This is a genomic window from Paenibacillus sp. FSL K6-1558 (assembly GCF_038002565.1).
GTDB lineage: Bacteria > Bacillota > Bacilli > Paenibacillales > Paenibacillaceae > Paenibacillus > Paenibacillus polysaccharolyticus.
Window position 1 is genome coordinate 4,160,256 of sequence record NZ_JBBOCV010000001.1, and the last position, 18,428, is coordinate 4,178,683.

Sequence of the window (18,428 nt, forward strand, 5' to 3'; positions counted from 1 at the left end):
GAAGCAAACACTTGCAGTTTTACTCTAATTCGAAACTAAGGGAGCTGGAATGGACATGTTCGGTATGAAATCAAGTAAAAAGAGTGCAACACTTTTATTAACAGCAGTGATGAGTCTGAGTCTATTCGGATGTAGCACGGGGAATACAACGACTGGAAACGCAGCACAGCCCGCAGGGGAAGGAAATGCTGCAGCGGCAGCGGAAGCGCCGAATAAAGCAGCAGGCGGCAAACTGGTATTGTACAGTGCAGGTCCACAGAAGCTGGCAGACAATATCGTGAATGGATTTACAGCGAAGACAGGCATTGAGGTCGAGATGTTCCAGGGAACGACGGGTAAAATTTTGGCTCGTATGGAGGCGGAAAAAGCCAATCCGGTAGCAGATGTCGTTATTCTGGCTTCCTTGCCTTCGGCACAAGCTCTGAAAGCGGATGGACTCACATTGCCATATCCGGAAGCCGCGAATGCGGACAAGCTGAATAAGGAATGGTCGGATGCAGACGGAAACTATTTTAGCAGTAGTGCATCTGCACTGGGTATTGTGTATAACAGCAAACTGGTGACAACCCCGCCTACAAGCTGGGCTGAACTCGCAACATCCGCATGGAAAGATAAAGTGAATATTCCTGATCCGACCCTATCTGGCTCCGCACTTGATTTCATTACAGGTTACCTGAGCGCCAATGGTGAAAAAGGATGGGATCTGCTGAACGCCTACAAAGCGAACGGTGTAGCGATGGCAGGAGCGAATCAGGAAGCCCTTGACCCGGTGATTACGGGTGCGAAAAGCATTGTGGCAGCAGGTGTAGACTATATGGCTTATTCCGCCAAAGCCAAAGGGGAACCGCTGGATATCGTATACCCTGAAGAGGGTACAGTGATTAGCCCAAGACCGGCGGCCATTCTAAAATCCAGCCCTAACGTAGAGAATGCCAAAGCATTTATCGACTACCTGTTGTCGGATGAAGCACAGAAGCTGGTTACAGATGCATACCTGATTCCAGGACGCGAAGATATCGAAGCAACCAACCGTGCCAACGTGAAGGATATTCCGCAACTGAAAGTGGATTGGAACTGGATGAGCGAGCATGGTGATGAAACCGCAGCACGTTTCTCCGAAACTTTTAAATAAGTGAACGCAACTACAGAAACGGTGGACAACAGGTGATGCTGCTGTCTTGATGTGGAAAGTCATGTGAGGTGAGCGTAGTGAAACCTGTTGTAACAGATAACAACCGTATTTTTCGGAGAGTGGGGGTGGTGTTGGCCCTCTTTCTGCTGACAATTAGCATTGGTATGCCCTTGTTACTCATTTTCTGGCAAAGTGTGTACCTGAACGGGCAATGGGATTGGATGGCGCCTCTGCGTACGATTACGGGGCATCATCTATCCGGTGTGTTGCTGAATTCCGTGTGGCTGGGCATCTGCGTGGTGGCGATGACAACGCTATTGGCGTTACCGCTTGCCTGGATGATGTCCAAAACCCGAATGGGAGAGCATCGCTGGGTGGATGTCATCCTGATGATTCCGTTCATGACCCCGCCGTATATCGGCTCCATGGGATGGATTCTATTTATGCAAAAAGGGGGATACCTCCAGCAATGGATACCCTCCTCTGCGAACTGGACGGAGCTGTTCTTCAGCTTCTGGGGCATGGTGATGATCATGAGTCTGCACTTGTTCCCCTTCCTCTACTTGTTGCTACGGGATGCGTTAATCCGCATCGGCGGCAATTTGGAGGAAGCGGGAGCCGTGCACGGTGGGCGTGCCGGATACCGATTCAGACGTATTATTTTACCCTTGTTGCTGTCATCTTACGGGATGGGAATTATGCTTGTTTTTGTCAAAACGATTGCAGAGTTCGGCACACCCGCGACCTTCGGGCGCAAAATCGGTTACTATGTGATGACTTCCGAGATTCACAAATACATCTCCAGCTGGCCGATTGACTTCGGTAAGGCGACTTCACTGGCATCGGTGTTGCTGTCCGTCTGTCTGGTGATGTGGTACATGCAGTCAGCAATCAGCCGGAAGTTCACATATCGGTTGGTAGGCGGTAAAGGACAACGCTCGAAGCGCTATTCTTTGCGGGGGTGGGCAGGATGGTTATGCGGTGCATATCTTGCCATCTTGCTCATTCTATCCATCGGCATCCCGTATTTCTCGATTATAGCGGCATCCACAATGAAGCTAAGGGGAGTAGGACTTGCGCTGGACAATCTGACATTGGAACACTATCGGGAATTGTTATCTTGGGGTTCAGTAAGTATGAAGGCGATCGGTAACAGTCTCGGATTATCTCTGGCAGCTTCTACGGTGGCAGTAATCATTGGTACGGGGTTTGCGCTGGCCATTGGCAAGTCATCTTCGTTCATGCAGCGGGTCATCGACTTGTTCAGTCTGCTACCAAACACGGTGCCGGGTATTGTTATGGTAGTTGGTCTGATTCTGTTCTGGAACTCGCCTTGGATGCCCGTGACGCTGTATAACACGTATGGGATGGTGGTGCTCACCTATGTTGTGCTGTTCCTGCCATATACCGTGCAATATGTAAAATCAAGCTTTACCCAAATCGATGGCACGTTGTTTCAGGCGGGTCAGTTGTTTGGCGGTAAGCCGCTGTACATTCTGCGGCGTATCCTAGTTCCGCTGATTCTGCCCGGTATGCTGGCGGGCTGGATGATGACCTTTACGATCGCAACGAGGGAACTGGTCGGCTCACTGCTTATTCTTCCGCCGTCGATGCAGACGTCGGCGACGTATATTTTTGCCCAGTTTGAACAGGGTCAGGTGTCACTTGGTATGGCGATGGCTGTGGTAACCGTCGGCATGACCGTACTGATGCTGCTTGGGATTGAAATGCTGAATTCAAAGAGAAAGTGGAATGCTTCATGATCAAACTGAATGTATGGGGCGGTGCGGGCGAGCACGGACGTTCCGCCTATCTGCTTAGCGGGAGCCGTTACCGGCTGTTGCTGGACTGTGGTGTGAAAAAAGAAGGCAACGGCGAATATCCGCTCATCGACCCGGAGGTTGTGCCACAACTGGATGCGGTGCTGTTATCCCATGCCCATGAGGATCACTCCGTTGCCATCCCACTACTTTACAAGCTGGGGTATATGGGTGAAGTATGGACAACACGCGAGACGAAAGAGCAGTTAACAACTTACTTTCGATCATGGCGTAACAATATGGAACGTGCAGGTCAATCTTTGCCCTATGATGAAGTAGATGAAAAACGGATTCGCTATCGATTTTTAGAGGATGAGGCTGAGCGTGAGTACTGGTTTGAATTGTTACCTGGTGTATCGGTCATGTGGGGACGTACTGGACATTTGGCTGGATCAGTCTGGTTCGGGCTGGAGATGGAAGACAAGCGAATACTGTACTCTGGTGATTACACGTTGGAGTCTATGCTATTACAGGCAGATGATGTGGCTGACGGATTCAGGCAGGCTGATCTGAAGAGGCAGAGACTGAAAGAAGTCATGCCCGTTGCTTCTGTGGCAGGTGGAGCTCAACATTTGTCTTTGTCCAGCAACGCATCCGTTACGAGTAGCAGGCAAGCCGTGGAGTATGCTCCTTTGGAAGCGCAAATGCAGGTGACAACACACGAATATCCACACAAAGATCAGTACAACGATCAACAGAAAGATCAACATATAGACCGAAATGAAGACGGGCATAAGCTACCTATCATCAGGCTGGATTTGGCTATTATCGATGCGGCCTATGGAACAGATCGTGATACACAGGCAGACAAGTTACAGCAGCTGGAAAGTGCCATCCAGAATGCTCTTCATCAAGGGGGTAAGGTGCTCTTACCCATGCCTGCGGTTGGCCGAGGACAGGAACTGATTCTGTGGGCACAACAACGTTTTGCAGATATACCTTTGATTGTGGAGCAGAGGCTTGTAGATGGCATGAAGCAATTGCATCGTGCATCTTTTTGGCTTAGAGAGCTGGAAGGTGAAGTCACCGAAAGTGCACCTGCTCATAGGATTGCAACATTTCTGAGCGGAGAAGGCTGGGAAAGAGTGAGTACAACCGAAGAACGGACAACGTTGCTTGAAAAATATGAAGCTTCGCTCTGGTTCATTCCGGATGGCATGATGCAGTCTCCGCTCGCACGCTGGTATTACGGAATGTGGGCACCCGAGATGCAAAATCTGATTTTGCTCACGGGACATACTTCTACCGGTACATTCGCACATCAATTGCTCGAAAATCCTGAGCAATACGGCACATGCAGGGTGGAAAAGGTCCGATACAAGGTTCATCAAGGATGGAATGATGTAGAGCGGATGTTGAACCGGGTCTCTGCACGGCACAACGTGCTGGTTCATACCGATATTGCAGAGACAGAGCGACTAAGACAGGGATTGCTCGTTGGACAATCTCGATCGGGTACAGATATTGATCTATTATCTCCAGGGGATGAGTTAATCTTTTGAAGGAGAGCTTAACGATCACCTCAGTTTTGATTTCGAAAAGGATACGGACAAAGAATAGCTTGAACAGCCAAAAAGGCACCTTGTGTGCCTTTTTTGTCATATTGCTAATCCATTCATTTTTCAATTTCCTAGGGATGTGTCTGTCCTAAGGGGTATAGCCTGCTCTATTTATTGAACCTGAATATTACCTGATCGAGTTATCACGTGTACTTGATGTGTTCCCTGACCGGTAACCCCTTGTGATATATGTTTATTTTCGTTCATCTGCTGCCATTCAAGAGCAAAAGAACGCCTTCCGCTACGGGACTCGAGTGTCCAACTTACATCAGGTACAGGCTCCGCGATCCTTAGCGATATCTTACCACTGGTGGAGGCAAGGCGAATATCTGAAACAATACGGTCAGCGATCAGTTCAATGGAGCCGCTAGTTCCATCCACTACCAGACTATTCTGAGGCCGAATGATGTTTACGGTTCCGGACGAACTGTTGATCTGCAGGCTTCCCTCATAATGTAGAGGGATTTTGACGACCATGACGGGCTTATTGGCCAAGTTAAAGATGCGAAACAGATGATTATTGGCTGCGATTCGAATGTGTTGTTGGCTTCGTTCTATTGTGAAAGCAGGTTTACGATCGGGAGCAGTGCTTGACACTTCCAACGAATCAAGGCCGGATACGGTTTCTATGGTTACGGGAGTACTACCGTTATCAATAGAAATGACTTTAGCTGTACCAAGCGGCATGGTCTGATTGTCTGTAAAAGGGGCATGAGGCGGATTGCAGGATACCAGAATGAGAAGCATACAAAGCCATACAGGCCAAACTTTTTTCATTATATCACCTCATAATAAGAAATGGATTAGGAACAGGGTGTGTTCATCCATCGTACGAGATGACGTTACGTAAGGATCAAGTTTTTTTGCATAATGATTAGGAGTTGAAGCTGACGTTACGTCATTTTATATAATAGTTTCAAGTCAAAAAGGTCTTGTTTTGCAAATAGAAGGAGGTGTGAACATGAAAACCGGGGATGTCCTCATATACAGTTGTGTTATCATCGGGGCAGGCATCGGACTAACCATGGATTATGTATTTCCAGGTGTATTAATCGGGTTAGGTGCTGGTTATCTTCTGAAATATGCGTGGTCTGGAGAACAGAAAAACAAGGATACCTGAGCGAATTGTACAGGATGCCTGAGAGGTGAATGAACGTTGTATATTCATATTAATGAACTTGCACGTAAGACGGATATTACTGTAAGAACACTGCGGTATTATGATTCAATCGGTCTTTTAAAGCCATCCTCTAAGACAGACGGTGGTCACCGTTTGTATGTAGAGAACGATCTAAAGAAGCTTCAGCAGATTCAGTTTCTCAAAGATTTGGGTTATGCGCTCAAAGATATCCAGGAGATGTTATCGGATGCGTCTTGGAATTGGGAGCATTCTTTGCGTAATCAGCTGGATTACATTGTAGAAGAGCAACAACGGCTGAAATCGATGGAGGTATCGATCAGGGAGATGTTGCACAGCTTAGTGCTGGAGCAGGGAGATCAGCATGAAGCGATCGAAAAGCTGATTCAACTCTCCAAACCCAATGTAGCCAAGCGGCCTTCTTTAAGAGAGGAATTATTTAGTCATGATGAAATGAAGATGTGGCGGAAGTTACCACGGATGCGTGCAAACGATCCCCATTCGCTGGAGTGGATTGCACTGCTTGGGCAGCTTAAGAGTCATATGCATGAATCGCCTACACATGAGAAAGTACAGAACATTATCAGGCGAATGATGGAGAAGCAACGAGAGGACTTCGCAGGGCAGGATGATTTTTTAAACAAACTATGGGAGGCGAGGAAATCGGCTGAAGTTTCCGAAGAGCTTGGCTTCTACCCCTTGGAGCCTGAACTTTTAGATTATATGGAGGCGGCCTATGACATTTTTATAACCAACGAAGGTGGAACAGCTGAATGAATGCTGAAATGTTGCTCTATGTTGGAGGTCTCGCAATTCTGGATATGTTAAGCCCAACACTTCTGGGGGTAACCATCTATCTGATGGCGTTGGGGCAAAGACAATTCGGTTCGCGGTTGACGGTGTATTTGCTGACTGTTGCGGTACTATACTTTTTCCTTGGCTGTATACTCATGCTGGGGATGGAGTTTGTACAAAATTATTTGAGTTCCTTTTTCCATAACAAGATTGCAAGCTGGTCGATATTTATCATTGGTGCGCTGTTGTTTGTGGTAAGCTTCTGGATTAAACCCAATTCTCGAAAAAATAATCGAATCCATTCTTTACGCTCCACCGGTACTGTGGGAGTAGTCTTAATGGGGTTTACAACGTTTTTGCTGGAAGCAGGCACAGCCTTACCATATTTCGGTGCAGTAGGTCTCATGACGAGTAAGGGGCTTTCATGGTTGGAATGGTTGCCGCTACTGATCAGTTACAATATTTTGATGATTATGCCGCCTGTGCTGATCTATCTGCTGTACACTTGGATCGGGTCATTCATTCAATACCACGTGGAGAAGTTGCATCGTAAGCTGGTTGAACATTCGGGCTCTATGCTTTCGTGGGTTATGTGCATAGCTGGACTTATTCTTATTTTCAACGTACTCGATTATTTGTAGAGTCTCGTCTATGTAGTGTGAAATAAAAGAAGTGTATGAGGGTGTAATTAAATTTCAAATTACAATTGACTTGTAAAATTTTATGTCATATACTGATTGAAATATGGACAGGACGGGGCAGGTTATGCATCCGGTCTAGGGAGGTTGGCATACGTATGGACACACGAGGAGATATCAGCAGTTTCCCGATGTGGGCAAAGTATCGTTCTAAACGGGAGCACCTGGTGATTGGATTGATGTCTGGCACGTCGCTGGATGGAACGGATGCAGCGCTGGTACGTATTCAGACCGATGAGAGCGGAGCAATGCAACGGCTTGATCTTATTGATTTTGTCTGTACGCCATATACGAATGAGCTCAGAGAGAGGTTGATTCGCTTATGTTCTCCCGAAACAGCGCGTGTCGATGAGCTGACAACAGCCCATTTCGGTGTATCCGAATGGTACGCACAGAGTGTACAGGAGCTACTGCAATCAGCTGGTGTCTCCAGCGGACAAGTCGATGTAATCAGCATGCATGGGCAGACAATCTGGCATGCACCTGTTCCTTCTGCGTTTCCAAGCCCGTTGGGTACCGGCAATATGAAAGTAATTTCTACACTGCAAATCGGTGAGTGTGCTGTAGTGCGAGAGCGCACCGGGCTACCCGTTATTGGTAATCTGCGTGCACGTGATATGGCCGCAGGCGGTGAAGGTGCTCCGCTCACGCCCTATGCGGATGCATTAATGTTCCGTAGTGCTACGGAAGGACGTCTGGTGCAGAACATTGGCGGGATCGGCAATGTGACTGTGCTTCCGTCAGGATTATCCGAGACGGAGGTTTCGGCTTTTGACACAGGACCGGGGAATATGGTGATAGATGCACTGGTTCGTCATGCTACCGAAGGGAAACAGCATTACGATCCCGATGGAAGTATAGCAGCGAAGGGAACCGTGCACCCCGAGCTGGCGGCCTACTGCATGAATGATGAATACTTCCGTCGCCAACCACCCAAGAGTACCGGACGTGAAGTTTATGGTGCAGATTATGCCAAGCGACTTCTGGAATTTGCGGCATTGCATGATCTGTCACTGGAAGATCTGTTAGCTTCCGTAACTTGGCTTACAGCAGAAACAATTGTACGGGCCGTTGAGAATTTTGTGTTACCCAAGACGTCAATCTCGGCGATGCTTACCTGCGGCGGTGGTACGTCCAATGAAACATTAATGAAGATGATTCGATTAAGACTTCCAGAATCCATCCGTCTGGAGCGTACAGCAGATTACGGTGTTCCGGATGATGCCAGGGAAGCGATGGGTTTTGCGCTGCTTGGACATGAGGCTCTGATGGGTAGAACAAATACACTTCCTAATGTAACAGGTGCGGCACATGCTGTTATTTCGGGACATCTGACTCTGTAGTGGCTATTGAATTGCCAAGGTAAGCGGTATCTACAATTAGACGTGGCAATAAATATAAGATAAAATGCTTGTACAGATAACAGTACGGAGAGGAGGAGCGGATGGAAGGTATGAAAGGTGGACTTGTACGTTTACGCGCATTACTGGATGATCTGACTCCGTCAGAACGAAAGATCGGAGCTTACATTCTGGAACACCCCCAAGAGACAGTGCAGTCGTCCGTTGCGCAACTGTCTGAACGAAGCGGAGGCAGTCCGGCCGCCATTATCCGGTTGTGCAAATCCCTGGGTGTAACCGGTTTTCAGGAGCTGAAGCTCAAGATAGTGGGGGATTTACAGACCAATGAGCAATATCAATATACGGAGATTCGTCCTAAGGACTCAGTGGAAAGTATTATTCAGCATGTGTCTACAAACAATATTCAATCGATTAAGGACACGGTTCATATTTTGGAACCAAGGCTTGTAGATCAGGCGGTTAACATGTTGAATAAAGCAAATCGCATTTTTTTCTACGGCGTGGGGGCGTCTAATTTGATCGCATTGGATGCACATTACAAGTTCATGCGGATTAACCGAACCAGCTTTTCGTTCGCCGATCCACATATGCAGATTTCGTCTGCGACGACGTTACGTGAGGACGATGTTGTGGTCTGTATTTCTTATTCAGGCGAGACCTCCAATGTGATTTCCTGTTTGAAGCATGCCCGTGAAGGTGGTGCAGGAACGATCAGTATTACCAAGTGGGGCAGTAACACGCTGAGTAGTCTTGCGGATGTTCCTCTTATGATTACGTCGATGGAGAGCGATATTCGCAGTGGAGCTACCTCTTCACGCATTGCACAGCTTAACGTTATTGATATTCTTTATTTGGCTATTGCCAGCCGGGATTATAATCAGTCGGTGCAGTATCTGGAGAAGAGCAGACAAGCGATTCAGGAGCATAAATGAGCAACGAGACTATGAGTTGTTTAGAAAATAAAAACGTGGAGAATCCCGTACAGTCATATGTACCAGGGATTTTTTTGATGTGGGAATACAATGGTACGTTAGGAAAAATAGAAAAAGAGAAGCCAACCGGGCAGGCAAGGCTTCTCTCATACAAATAACCATATCTCAGCACTGGGAAAGCTCGCCTATAAGTACCAAATGACTTGCTGGCTTTGCTTATTTATCCCAACTTTTCTAAAACAAACAAGCTGCCGCATACTCTCCAATGATTCTTAAACAGGTAGGTGATAGATGTTGCAGCAGCTAACCAGGTAGCGTCCCGATCAGCCTGATCCGGAAATAGCATGACGTACAAAACCATCTGCATTCTCTAGCCGACGCCCGGCTTCGGCTGCATCGACATCCGCCATCAGCATCACAATAGCTGTTTTGACATGTCCATTCGCTGCGGTAAAGGCTTGTTCAATTTCGGTTTCCTGCGCTCCAGTCGCAAGCTGTATCATGCGTTTTGCCCGGTGTACAAGCTTTTCGTTGGACGGATTCAGATCCACCATGAAATTTCGATATACCTTACCTAAACGGATCATCGCTGTTGTCGTCAGCATGTTCAGAATCATTTTCTGGGCGGTGCCGGCTTTCATGCGAGTCGACCCCATCACAACCTCTGGTCCCATAACCGCTTCAATACTCACATCCGAGATTGCTCTCATAGGTGTACCTGCATTATTGCTCAACCCGATGACTACAGCACCGAGCTGTCTGGCATAATTCATAGCTCCAAGCACATAAGGGGTGCGTCCACTCGCTGCAATGCCAACGACCACATCGCTGGCATGTAGTCCGTGCTGCTTCAAATCCGTTGCCCCGGCTTCCTCGCTATCTTCTGCGCCTTCTACCGGATCCTTAACTGCCCGAAACCCGCCTGCAATAATGCCCTGCACCATAGAAGGGGGAGTACCGTACGTAGGGGGGCATTCCGATGCATCTAGAATACCTAGCCTACCGCTTGTGCCTGCACCTACATAAAACAGTCTTCCTCCCGATTGAAAGCTGGCTACAATGCGGTCTGCGGCTTGAGCAATGACTGGAATTAGTGGCTGAATAAGCTCAGCTATGCGGCGATCTTCCCGATTGATGAGTTCCATAATTTCCGCTGAAGGCAGTTGATCCATATCGTCTGTCTGTGGGTTAGGCTGTTCCGTTACCAATGAGTTAAGGGTATGATTCATCCGTAAGCCCTCCTTTTTTTGTTTAGCATGATTTATCCAAGTGGCATTGTAGTCTTGCTAACTGTGCCGCACCCACGGCTGGGGCAGGAGCATTTTCGGAGCAGACAACCTGCTGTTGATCGTGTACGCCGGTAAGATGGTGAAGGAATGTATTTCGAAACAGGGAAGAGTAGCGAAATATGGAACCGGAAAGTGCCATAGGAGCCGTGGCAAAAGAAACATGTTGGCGTATGAGCGCTTTAGCGGTATCGGCCAGCTGCTGAGCCTCATCCATGAGAAGTAAACGTGCTACCTCATCCCCTCCAGCAGCGGCTTCTATTGTCAGGCGAGCTATGGAAGCCATACTTGATTTGTTCCAGTCCGCTTGGTATACCACGTATTTTAATTCCGGTGGATGCTTGACTTGCAACTCCTGCAATACGAGTGATGCCAAAATGGTTGTAGGCAAAACGCCATCATGGCTCTTCATCACGCTTTGCAGTGCACGCTGTCCAATTCGATAACCGCTCCCCTCATCTCCGAGTAAATGTCCCCACCCGCCTGCCCGGTTCACTTCACCTTCCGGTGTGATTCCATAGATGATCGAGCCGGTTCCTGAAATTGCAAGCAAACCGTGCGGTTGCCCAAGCGAGGCCATTAGTGCGATTTCTCCCTCCGTGGCAACATGGATCGTACAGTTCGCATGAATGGCATCAGCCGTGTTTTTCTTGCTTTTCATATAGTCATCAACGTGAGCTGTGATCCATTGTCGCTCCTGATCCTTAGCTATACCTGACATACCGAGACATATACTCTCACAACTAGACAAAAAATCTACATCGGATGAAAATAGAACATCTAAGAGATGAAATAACTCCTTTATAGCTTCGTGAAGCGGTACACTATGTGGATTCGTTGCACCGCCACGAGCTGTTGCCAGAATGTCCCCAGATTCAGAAATGATTGCTGCATCAGTTTTGGTACCGCCTCCATCAATTCCTACGTATACTCGCAAGCGTGCTCACCTCGTTAGGGCATATTTTCTTTTTTTCATAGTATAGAGGCTTAAAACGAAAAAGTAAAATTAAATTTTATAAATAAATTTATTGTTGAATTTTTATTTTACACCTCATATAATGAATTCAATCCACAATTTTGGAAGAAATCGATACGATTGATGTTACATTAATTAACGTTAAAGTTTCATTAGTAAAACTAGACCTTGCCGAACAGGTCGATCTCCAAGGAGGTGTAGATTTCGGCTCTGTGCCAGGCTGTGAACAGAGGGTTACGAAAGGGAAAGGTAACAGAAGGGCACCAGCAATAGACATTCATAATGGGCGTAGGACAAGAGAAGACGACATGCAAAAGGAGATGAAGGGTATGAAAAGGAAGGGTCTTGTTTTGGCAATGGTGTTATTGATGGTCTGGATCACAGCCTGTGGCAACAGTGGTGGAGCAGATTCGAATGATCCGGGTGCGAATGATACGGTGACGGTATGGACATACCCGGTTCATGGCACATACGAGGATGAATTGAAGGACTTAATTGCTGATTTTAATAAGGAACACCCGAATATTACGGTGAAAACGGAAATGCTCTCCTGGGCTGAGGGGCCCAAGAAATTTGATGTCGCTTTAAACGCGGGAAATCCGCCTGATCTGTACTTCCATAGTGTGGACGGTACGTATGTGAATACCGGACTGGCACTGGAACTAGACAGTTATCTGACCCCTGAGATCAAAAATGACTATCTGCCGGGCACTTTAGAACTGGGGCAGATTCAAGGGAAACAATACGGTCTGCCTCTTTATCAGTTCCAGTGGGCCTGGGGCGGTAACAAACGTATTCTCGATGAAGCGGGCATTGATTGGAAGAGCATCCAGAAGAATGGCTGGACCTGGTCAGAGTTTAACGAAGCCGCGGCCAAGTTGACGAAAACGTTGGATAACGGAAGTAAACAATATGCCTTGGTGACAGATGGTACTTCGCTTGATTTTATCGAAATGCTGTCCCGTAACAACGGCATGATTGATGTGCTGGATGAAACCGGAAAGTTCCAGTGGAATGATGGACGGATTCTGGACACGCTCTCTTTTATCAAAAATTTGATGGATCAGGGTTATATGCCGAAGGAAACGGCAGCACTTGCTCCGGCGAAGCGGACGGACATGTTCTATGCCGGTGAAACGGCAATCATCTCGAAGGCGATTCCTTATTATGATGTCATGATTCAGAACCGCAACAAAGATATTGACGATGGCAAGGTGCAGGGGGAAAAGATTGATTTTGTATTGCTGCCCGTACCGCACAATGACAATCAGCCTGCAGCCACGACTATGGGCGGCGAGGGTTATGTGGCCTTCAAACAGAAGAAAGACAAGGGCGAGCAGCATGCCAAAAATACTTTTCTTGTAATGGAGGCGCTTAGCGGTGCCAAAGCGGGGAACTCGGCTAATGAGCTGGCTCTTCCTTTTGTCAGACAATCGCAAGCGGACTTATTCAAAGGCAAGGAGCTGGGACAGCAGGTGAATCTGGATGCAGCGAAAGAAATGGCCAAACACATCGCGATGCCGGTCGTGCTCAAGCTGGACATTGACAAAGCATCACAGCAAAAGCAGTTCAAGGAACAGGTTGTGAAACCAAACATTCAGGCGCTGTTCTCGGGTGAGAAAACTCCCGAGCAGATCGCGGAAGACTTCAAAGGCAAAGGTCAGCAGATGTTCGGGCAATAAATAACTTCGCAGTGATACTTTGATTCGGAGAGGAGGATTCGCCATGCAGACCGCCCTTGCGCCGGAGCCTGCACCCCGGCATTCCCGGGTTGTCCGGTTCTGGCGAGATTACGGGTGGGCGTATTTGTTTATTTTGGCGCCTGTCCTGCTGTTTCTCGTTTTTACAATGTACCCCGTATTAACAGCTCTTGTTATGAGCTTTCAGAAATACAACATCATGAACTCCACGTGGGTGGGATTGGACAATTACGAACGTCTGGTGAAGGACGAAACCTTCTGGAAATCGATTAAAAATACCGTCATTTTTACACTTGGAACAGTACCCGTCAACATCCTGATTACGTTTGTGCTCTCGTATTTTATCTTCCAGATGAAAAGCAAATGGCAGACGTTCTTCAAGGCCACACTTTATCTGCCTGCGGTAGCATCGGGAGTGACGATCTCGATCGTGTGGCTAGCCATTTTTGACCCGACGGATTCGGGACTACTCAATCGCTTCCTGGGCTTTTTCGGCCTTGACCCGGTCATCTGGCTTGGCCAGTCAGGGACAGCCCTCTTTTCTCTAATCTTGATGAATTGGCTTGGTTCCCACGGTGCAGGCATCATTCTGTATCTTGCAGCTATGGGAGGTATCCCGAAATCGCTGTACGAGGCTGCCGATATCGATCATGCGAGCGGATGGACACAATTCAGCAAGATCACATGGCCCCTTTTGAAACCAACGACGCTCTACTTGCTTGTGACTGGCGTCATTACGTCCTTTCAAGTGTTTATTTCCGTATACCTGATGACCCAAGGCGGGCCTAACTTTGCGACCACTACGATTGCTTATTTAATCTATGAGACGGCCTTTAAGTTTTACGAGTTTGGATTAGCCTCGGCACAATCCTTTGTACTGGCAGTCATCATTATTGTCATCTCCGTGATTCAATTCAAATATTTCTCCAGTGATATCGAGTATTAATTAGGGCTTTCATTAGGCATCCGGGGGTGAATACACGTATGAATTCAACACGAAAAAAGATGTTGCTTGTTATAGCGTCTGTTTTGCTCGCTGGCTGGGCACTGATTACGATTATTCCGATGTACTGGATGCTCGTCGGATCGGTGCAGGACACAACGATGTCAGCTTCGTTTAAGCCACAGATGATACCCGAGCAGTTGTCCATGTCGCCGTATGAACGTTTTTTTGCCAAAACGGATGCATGGCGCTGGCTCTATAACTCGCTGCTGATCTCCATTATATTGACAGTCACTAATGTGTTCTTTGCTTCGCTGGCAGGATATGCATTTGCTAAATTAAAATTTCCGGGCAGTCAGGCCGTATTCTGGGTGTTGCTTGGAACGATGATGATTCCTGCACAGGTGACGCTGATTCCACTCTACATTTTGATGGTCAACGTATTTGATCTGGGGGACACGTACACAGCGATTATCCTTCCCGCAGCAGTCAGTGTAGGCAATATCTTTCTGATGAAACAATTTATGTCCACCTTGCCGACGTCACTCATTCACGCGGCTCGAATCGATGCGTGCAGTGAGTTCGGCATCTTCTGGAAAGTGATTCTGCCTATGGCAAAGCCAGGCATCGCGGTGCTGGCGATTTTCACTTTTGTCGCCTCATGGAATGAATTTTTCTGGCCTTTCCTGATCACCAATTCGAATGAAATGCGGACGGTACAGGTTGGACTCGCATCCTTTGTTTTTGCTGAATCCACCGACTTCGGTGCCATGATGGCTGGAGCTACAATTGGTGCATTGCCGATGATCATTCTGTTCTTCTCATTGCAACGTTATTTCTTGCAAGGCATCACGATTGGAGCCGTGAAGGGATAACCACTGCAACCTATGCAGTTACAACAGGTGACAATGTAAAAGGGGGATTAACCTATGGCACGCGTGGAGTTTCGCCAAGTGCGCAAAGAGTTCAAAGACGACCATAAAGGAACGTTCACGGCGGTCGCCGGTTCGGACTTTGTAATAGAAGATAAGGAATTTGTCGTGTTTGTTGGGCCTTCGGGCTGCGGTAAAACCACTTCACTGCGAATGATCGCAGGGCTTGAAAAACAGACCAGCGGGGACATCGTGATCGGGGATCGCATTGTGAATGATCTGCATCCCAAGGATCGGGATATCGCGATGGTCTTTCAGGATTATGCCTTGTATCCTCATATGACCATTCGGGAGAATCTGTCCTTCGGTCTGAAAAATCTGAAGAAACCCAAAGCCTATATTGATGAGCAAGTACAGAATGCTGCTTCAATCCTTGGCCTGGAAGCTATGCTGGAACGTAAGCCTCGCGAATTGTCCGGAGGACAGCGCCAGCGTGTCGCCGTGGGACGAGCGATTGTGCGTGATCCACAGGTTTTTCTGTTCGATGAGCCGCTCTCAAACCTCGATGCCAAGCTGCGTGTGCAGATGCGTGTAGAGCTTGGCGAGCTGCATAAAAGGCTGGGCGCTACAATCGTTTATGTTACACATGATCAGGTCGAGGCTATGACGCTTGGCGAGCGCATTGTAGTGATGAATCATGGGGATATTCAACAGGTCGCATCACCGAAAGAGCTCTATGCCAGTCCGCGCAATATGTTTGTCGCCGGTTTTATCGGCTCGCCTGCAATGAACTTCATTGATGCTCACATCGAAGGTACGCAAGTGAAGGTGGAGGGTACATCGTTCACGTTACCAGCGGATGTGCTAGAGCGCTTAAACAGCTATCAGGGCAAACGAGTCATCCTTGGACTGCGTCCAGAGCATATTTTTGGTGATGATGTGGCACCCAATGTTCCGCAAGATCACATGCTTCAAGCACGTGTTCAGGTGGTGGAGCATCTGGGTTCGGAAAATTTGCTCTACTTCCGTCTCGGAAGCCGGACGGTGACAGCCAAGGTTCATCCTGAGACCCATGCATATGTGGGTATGGATAAGACCTTTGTGCTAGATATGCGAAAAGCGCATTTTTTTGACCCGGAGACGGAGATGGCGATCGGACGGGAATAGAAGATCCGTCATGATGGAGAGCGTAATCAAACTCTTAACGAATAACGGCTTTCACAAATTACAGGGAGGAGAGCTTTTATGCGTAAACTGAGCGAAGTGGTGGTCAAGTCAGGGGTAGAGATCTACCGGGATATTATTCCGGTGGCGCTGTTCAGTGTGGGCAGCTCCGTGCTGCTCATTCCGATTCTCATGTTTGCGCCGATACCGGTGGCCGTGCTGCTACTTGCCATCATCTATATGCCGCTCTTGTTCGGTGTCTGTTACGCAGTGCATCATCGGCTGGAGCGGAAAGAGCGCCGAAACGCGCTGCGTGATATATGGGAAGGTACGTTGAAGGGGCTGCTTCCGGGCGGTGTAACGGGGCTGTTGTTTGCACTGCTCGGTTTCATCCTCTGGTCAACCTGGTGGTATTACGGAGGGAAAGGCAACATGACGGGCATGGCAGTAGGCATGTTTCAGACGTTTTTTGTCATCTTGGCGTTCATCTCACAGTTCTACACTTGGCAGCTTATGTTGCAAAAAGGAATGGGCTTCCTGCAGGCGATGGGAGAGAGTGTGAAGTTGTTCTTCCGTTATCCGGGGTATACGATTGCGGCCTGTTTCCAAGTGGTGTGCCTTAGCGCACTGCTTATGCTGACAGTTGTGGGATTCGGGGCGTTGTTTGCAGGCATGTTTGCCGTCTATCAGCATAAGGCCACATATAATCTGATTGAACCTGAAGAGGAGCCTGCCTTGTCTCGTGGTAATGATCATCAGCAAGCCGGTTGGGCCAGTGAGGGGCATGTGTCATGAGAGTGAAAACAGGAGTGGATGTGCTGGCCGATGGAGCTGCACATCCATGGTTAACCGATGGTGCACGAATCGGTTTGGTAACCAATCCGACGGGCATCACCGCAGACTTTGTCTCCACGGTGGATGTATGTGCAGGCTTAGTGGATGCCAAGTTGACGGCCTTGTTTGCATGTGAGCATGGGCTATCTGGTGAGCTGCAGGCGGGTATTCCTTTTTCAGACTCGGAACACCCCCGTTATGACATTCCGGTATACAGCTTGTACGGCGTACATAAAAAGCCGCAGCCTTACATGCTGGCTGATGTGGATACGGTTCTTTTTGATATCCAGGATGTAGGTGTGAGGTATTATACGTATGCTTCGACGTTAATTGAGATGATGGAGGCGTGTGGCGAAGCGGGTAAACGTCTACTGGTGCTGGACCGCCCCAATCCGCTTGGCGGTGTGGAGGTGGAAGGCGGTTTACTCAAGCACGGGTTTGAATCCTTCGTGGGAGCCTGGGCTACATCGATTCGTACCGGTATGACGATTGGGGAACTGGCTTTGCTTGTCAACGCCGAGCATCATGTGCCCTGTGAGTTAGAGGTCATAGCGATGGAGGGCTGGCGGCGATACATGACTTTTACGGAGACGGGGCTCCCCTGGATGATGCCTTCGCCCAATATGCCAACGGTAGATACCGTGCGTGCTTATGCGGGAACGTGTCTATTGGAAGGTACGAATGTATCGGAAGGTCGAGGCACGACGAGGCCATTTGAATGGCTGGGTGCCCCGTGGATTAATGGGCAACAGCTGGCAGATGCGATGCAGTCTCATGGATTGGGCGGGGTACATTTTCACCCGGTGTATATGACACCAGCCTTTTCCAAACACGCTGGAGAACGATGTGAGGGTGTGAGGCTTTTTGTCACAGAAGAAAAGCAATTCCGTTCCGTTGAAACAGGTTTGTTGCTTTTGCATGAGATCGCCGTTCGATACCCCGAACAGTTTAAGTGGCTTGAACCTCCACGTAAGGGCTCCCGATATTTTATTGATTTACTTACTGGAGGGGAAAAGGTTCGCGAGACCATTGGAAACGGTCGTGGCTTATTTCGTTTAATGGCTAATTGGCGTGAGCAGGAGAAGATGTGGCAGGAACGCCGCAGACCCTATTTACTATACGATGAATGACGGACTTAATAGGCAGGTAGAGGTGAATGAAGAGTAGCATGGTTAGACAGGGATGCTGCTCTTAGGCGCGAGGGTTTGAGGTTCATGG

17 protein-coding genes are annotated in these 18,428 nt (G+C 48.2%); 14 read left to right on the plus strand and 3 right to left on the minus strand.

Annotated features, from left to right (window positions below; genetic code table 11):
* Nucleotides 1-55: 55 nt before the first annotated feature.
* From MHI38_RS18070 to MHI38_RS18080, 3 genes are all read left to right on the plus strand, one after another.
* On the plus strand, nt 56-1,132 hold the full coding sequence (locus tag MHI38_RS18070; protein ID WP_341181932.1) for an ABC transporter substrate-binding protein: 1,077 nt from the start codon (nt 56-58) through the stop codon (nt 1,130-1,132).
* Nucleotides 1,133-1,296: 164 nt separating this feature from the next.
* A complete protein-coding gene (locus MHI38_RS18075) occupies nt 1,297-2,895 on the plus strand; it encodes an ABC transporter permease (protein ID WP_261769674.1) in 1,599 nt (532 codons plus the stop codon).
* Nucleotides 2,892-4,454 carry an MBL fold metallo-hydrolase gene (locus MHI38_RS18080; RefSeq protein WP_261769671.1) on the plus strand — a complete coding sequence of 521 codons (1,563 nt, stop codon included), beginning with the start codon at nt 2,892-2,894 and terminating at the stop codon, nt 4,452-4,454. The genes MHI38_RS18075 and MHI38_RS18080 overlap by 4 nt, the downstream gene beginning before the upstream one ends.
* Before the next feature lie 168 nt (nt 4,455-4,622).
* Here the strand turns inward: MHI38_RS18080 and MHI38_RS18085 are convergent, their stop codons facing one another.
* On the minus strand, nt 4,623-5,288 hold the full coding sequence (locus MHI38_RS18085; RefSeq protein ID WP_154892063.1) for a DUF4097 family beta strand repeat-containing protein: 666 nt from the start codon (nt 5,286-5,288) through the stop codon (nt 4,623-4,625).
* 184 nt (nt 5,289-5,472) lie between these two features.
* Between MHI38_RS18085 and MHI38_RS18090 the strand changes: the two genes are divergently transcribed.
* The 5 genes from MHI38_RS18090 (at nt 5,473) to MHI38_RS18110 (ending at nt 9,435) form a co-directional block, all read left to right on the plus strand.
* Nucleotides 5,473-5,631, plus strand: a complete 159-nt coding sequence (locus MHI38_RS18090; RefSeq protein ID WP_186809868.1) for a hypothetical protein — start codon at nt 5,473-5,475, stop codon at nt 5,629-5,631.
* A gap of 36 nt (nt 5,632-5,667) precedes the next feature.
* Nucleotides 5,668-6,426 carry a MerR family transcriptional regulator gene (locus MHI38_RS18095; protein WP_261769670.1) on the plus strand — a complete coding sequence of 253 codons (759 nt, stop codon included), beginning with the start codon at nt 5,668-5,670 and terminating at the stop codon, nt 6,424-6,426.
* Nucleotides 6,423-7,085, plus strand: coding sequence for a GAP family protein (locus MHI38_RS18100; protein WP_154892062.1), 663 nt, complete (start codon nt 6,423-6,425; stop codon nt 7,083-7,085). Before MHI38_RS18095 ends, MHI38_RS18100 begins: the two co-directional genes overlap by 4 nt.
* Nucleotides 7,086-7,240: 155 nt before the next feature.
* On the plus strand, nt 7,241-8,485 hold the full coding sequence (locus tag MHI38_RS18105) for an anhydro-N-acetylmuramic acid kinase (protein WP_261769669.1): 1,245 nt from the start codon (nt 7,241-7,243) through the stop codon (nt 8,483-8,485).
* A gap of 110 nt (nt 8,486-8,595) precedes the next feature.
* Nucleotides 8,596-9,435 (plus strand): SIS domain-containing protein, encoded by an 840-nt coding sequence (locus MHI38_RS18110; protein WP_154892074.1) that lies wholly within the window; start codon nt 8,596-8,598, stop codon nt 9,433-9,435.
* A gap of 323 nt (nt 9,436-9,758) precedes the next feature.
* On the opposite strand, the gene murQ is transcribed toward MHI38_RS18110, so the two are convergent.
* Entirely contained in the window at nt 9,759-10,664 is a 906-nt protein-coding gene (gene murQ, locus MHI38_RS18115) for an N-acetylmuramic acid 6-phosphate etherase (protein WP_341181486.1), read from the minus strand.
* Between the two features lie 22 nt (nt 10,665-10,686).
* Nucleotides 10,687-11,658, minus strand: a complete 972-nt coding sequence (locus tag MHI38_RS18120; protein ID WP_341181487.1) for a BadF/BadG/BcrA/BcrD ATPase family protein — start codon at nt 11,656-11,658, stop codon at nt 10,687-10,689.
* A gap of 368 nt (nt 11,659-12,026) precedes the next feature.
* Here MHI38_RS18120 and MHI38_RS18125 point away from each other — a divergent pair, with 368 nt between their 5' ends.
* From MHI38_RS18125 to MHI38_RS18150, 6 genes are all read left to right on the plus strand, one after another.
* A complete protein-coding gene (locus tag MHI38_RS18125; protein ID WP_308723039.1) occupies nt 12,027-13,379 on the plus strand; it encodes an ABC transporter substrate-binding protein in 1,353 nt (450 codons plus the stop codon).
* A 43-nt stretch (nt 13,380-13,422) separates the two neighbouring features.
* A complete protein-coding gene (locus MHI38_RS18130) occupies nt 13,423-14,343 on the plus strand; it encodes a carbohydrate ABC transporter permease (protein ID WP_154959941.1) in 921 nt (306 codons plus the stop codon).
* Nucleotides 14,344-14,381: 38 nt separating this feature from the next.
* A complete protein-coding gene (locus MHI38_RS18135) occupies nt 14,382-15,215 on the plus strand; it encodes a carbohydrate ABC transporter permease (protein ID WP_154892058.1) in 834 nt (277 codons plus the stop codon).
* 54 nt (nt 15,216-15,269) lie between these two features.
* Entirely contained in the window at nt 15,270-16,379 is a 1,110-nt protein-coding gene (locus MHI38_RS18140) for an ABC transporter ATP-binding protein (RefSeq protein WP_339834847.1), read from the plus strand.
* A gap of 78 nt (nt 16,380-16,457) precedes the next feature.
* On the plus strand, nt 16,458-17,171 hold the full coding sequence (locus tag MHI38_RS18145; protein WP_308723037.1) for a hypothetical protein: 714 nt from the start codon (nt 16,458-16,460) through the stop codon (nt 17,169-17,171).
* Nucleotides 17,168-18,340: an exo-beta-N-acetylmuramidase NamZ family protein gene (locus MHI38_RS18150; RefSeq protein WP_341181488.1), complete on the plus strand. Its 1,173-nt coding sequence runs from the start codon at nt 17,168-17,170 to the stop codon at nt 18,338-18,340. The genes MHI38_RS18145 and MHI38_RS18150 overlap by 4 nt, the downstream gene beginning before the upstream one ends.
* The last annotated feature ends 88 nt before the right edge of the window (nt 18,341-18,428 follow it).

Excerpts from the sequence above, each read along its gene's own strand:
- MHI38_RS18070 (WP_341181932.1), top strand. The coding sequence starts at position 56 with ATGTTCGGTATGAAATCAAGTAAAAAGAGTGCAACACTTTTATTAACA.
- MHI38_RS18075 (WP_261769674.1), top strand. The coding sequence starts at position 1,297 with ATGCCCTTGTTACTCATTTTCTGGCAAAGTGTGTACCTGAACGGGCAA.
- MHI38_RS18080 (WP_261769671.1), top strand. The coding sequence starts at position 2,892 with ATGATCAAACTGAATGTATGGGGCGGTGCGGGCGAGCACGGACGTTCC.
- MHI38_RS18085 (WP_154892063.1), bottom strand. The coding sequence starts at position 5,288 with ATGAAAAAAGTTTGGCCTGTATGGCTTTGTATGCTTCTCATTCTGGTA.
- MHI38_RS18090 (WP_186809868.1), top strand. The coding sequence starts at position 5,473 with ATGAAAACCGGGGATGTCCTCATATACAGTTGTGTTATCATCGGGGCA.
- MHI38_RS18100 (WP_154892062.1), top strand. The coding sequence starts at position 6,423 with ATGAATGCTGAAATGTTGCTCTATGTTGGAGGTCTCGCAATTCTGGAT.
- MHI38_RS18105 (WP_261769669.1), top strand. The coding sequence starts at position 7,241 with ATGGACACACGAGGAGATATCAGCAGTTTCCCGATGTGGGCAAAGTAT.
- MHI38_RS18110 (WP_154892074.1), top strand. The coding sequence starts at position 8,596 with ATGAAAGGTGGACTTGTACGTTTACGCGCATTACTGGATGATCTGACT.
- murQ (WP_341181486.1), bottom strand. The coding sequence starts at position 10,664 with ATGAATCATACCCTTAACTCATTGGTAACGGAACAGCCTAACCCACAG.
- MHI38_RS18125 (WP_308723039.1), top strand. The coding sequence starts at position 12,027 with ATGAAAAGGAAGGGTCTTGTTTTGGCAATGGTGTTATTGATGGTCTGG.
- MHI38_RS18130 (WP_154959941.1), top strand. The coding sequence starts at position 13,423 with ATGCAGACCGCCCTTGCGCCGGAGCCTGCACCCCGGCATTCCCGGGTT.
- MHI38_RS18135 (WP_154892058.1), top strand. The coding sequence starts at position 14,382 with ATGAATTCAACACGAAAAAAGATGTTGCTTGTTATAGCGTCTGTTTTG.
- MHI38_RS18140 (WP_339834847.1), top strand. The coding sequence starts at position 15,270 with ATGGCACGCGTGGAGTTTCGCCAAGTGCGCAAAGAGTTCAAAGACGAC.
- MHI38_RS18145 (WP_308723037.1), top strand. The coding sequence starts at position 16,458 with ATGCGTAAACTGAGCGAAGTGGTGGTCAAGTCAGGGGTAGAGATCTAC.
- MHI38_RS18150 (WP_341181488.1), top strand. The coding sequence starts at position 17,168 with ATGAGAGTGAAAACAGGAGTGGATGTGCTGGCCGATGGAGCTGCACAT.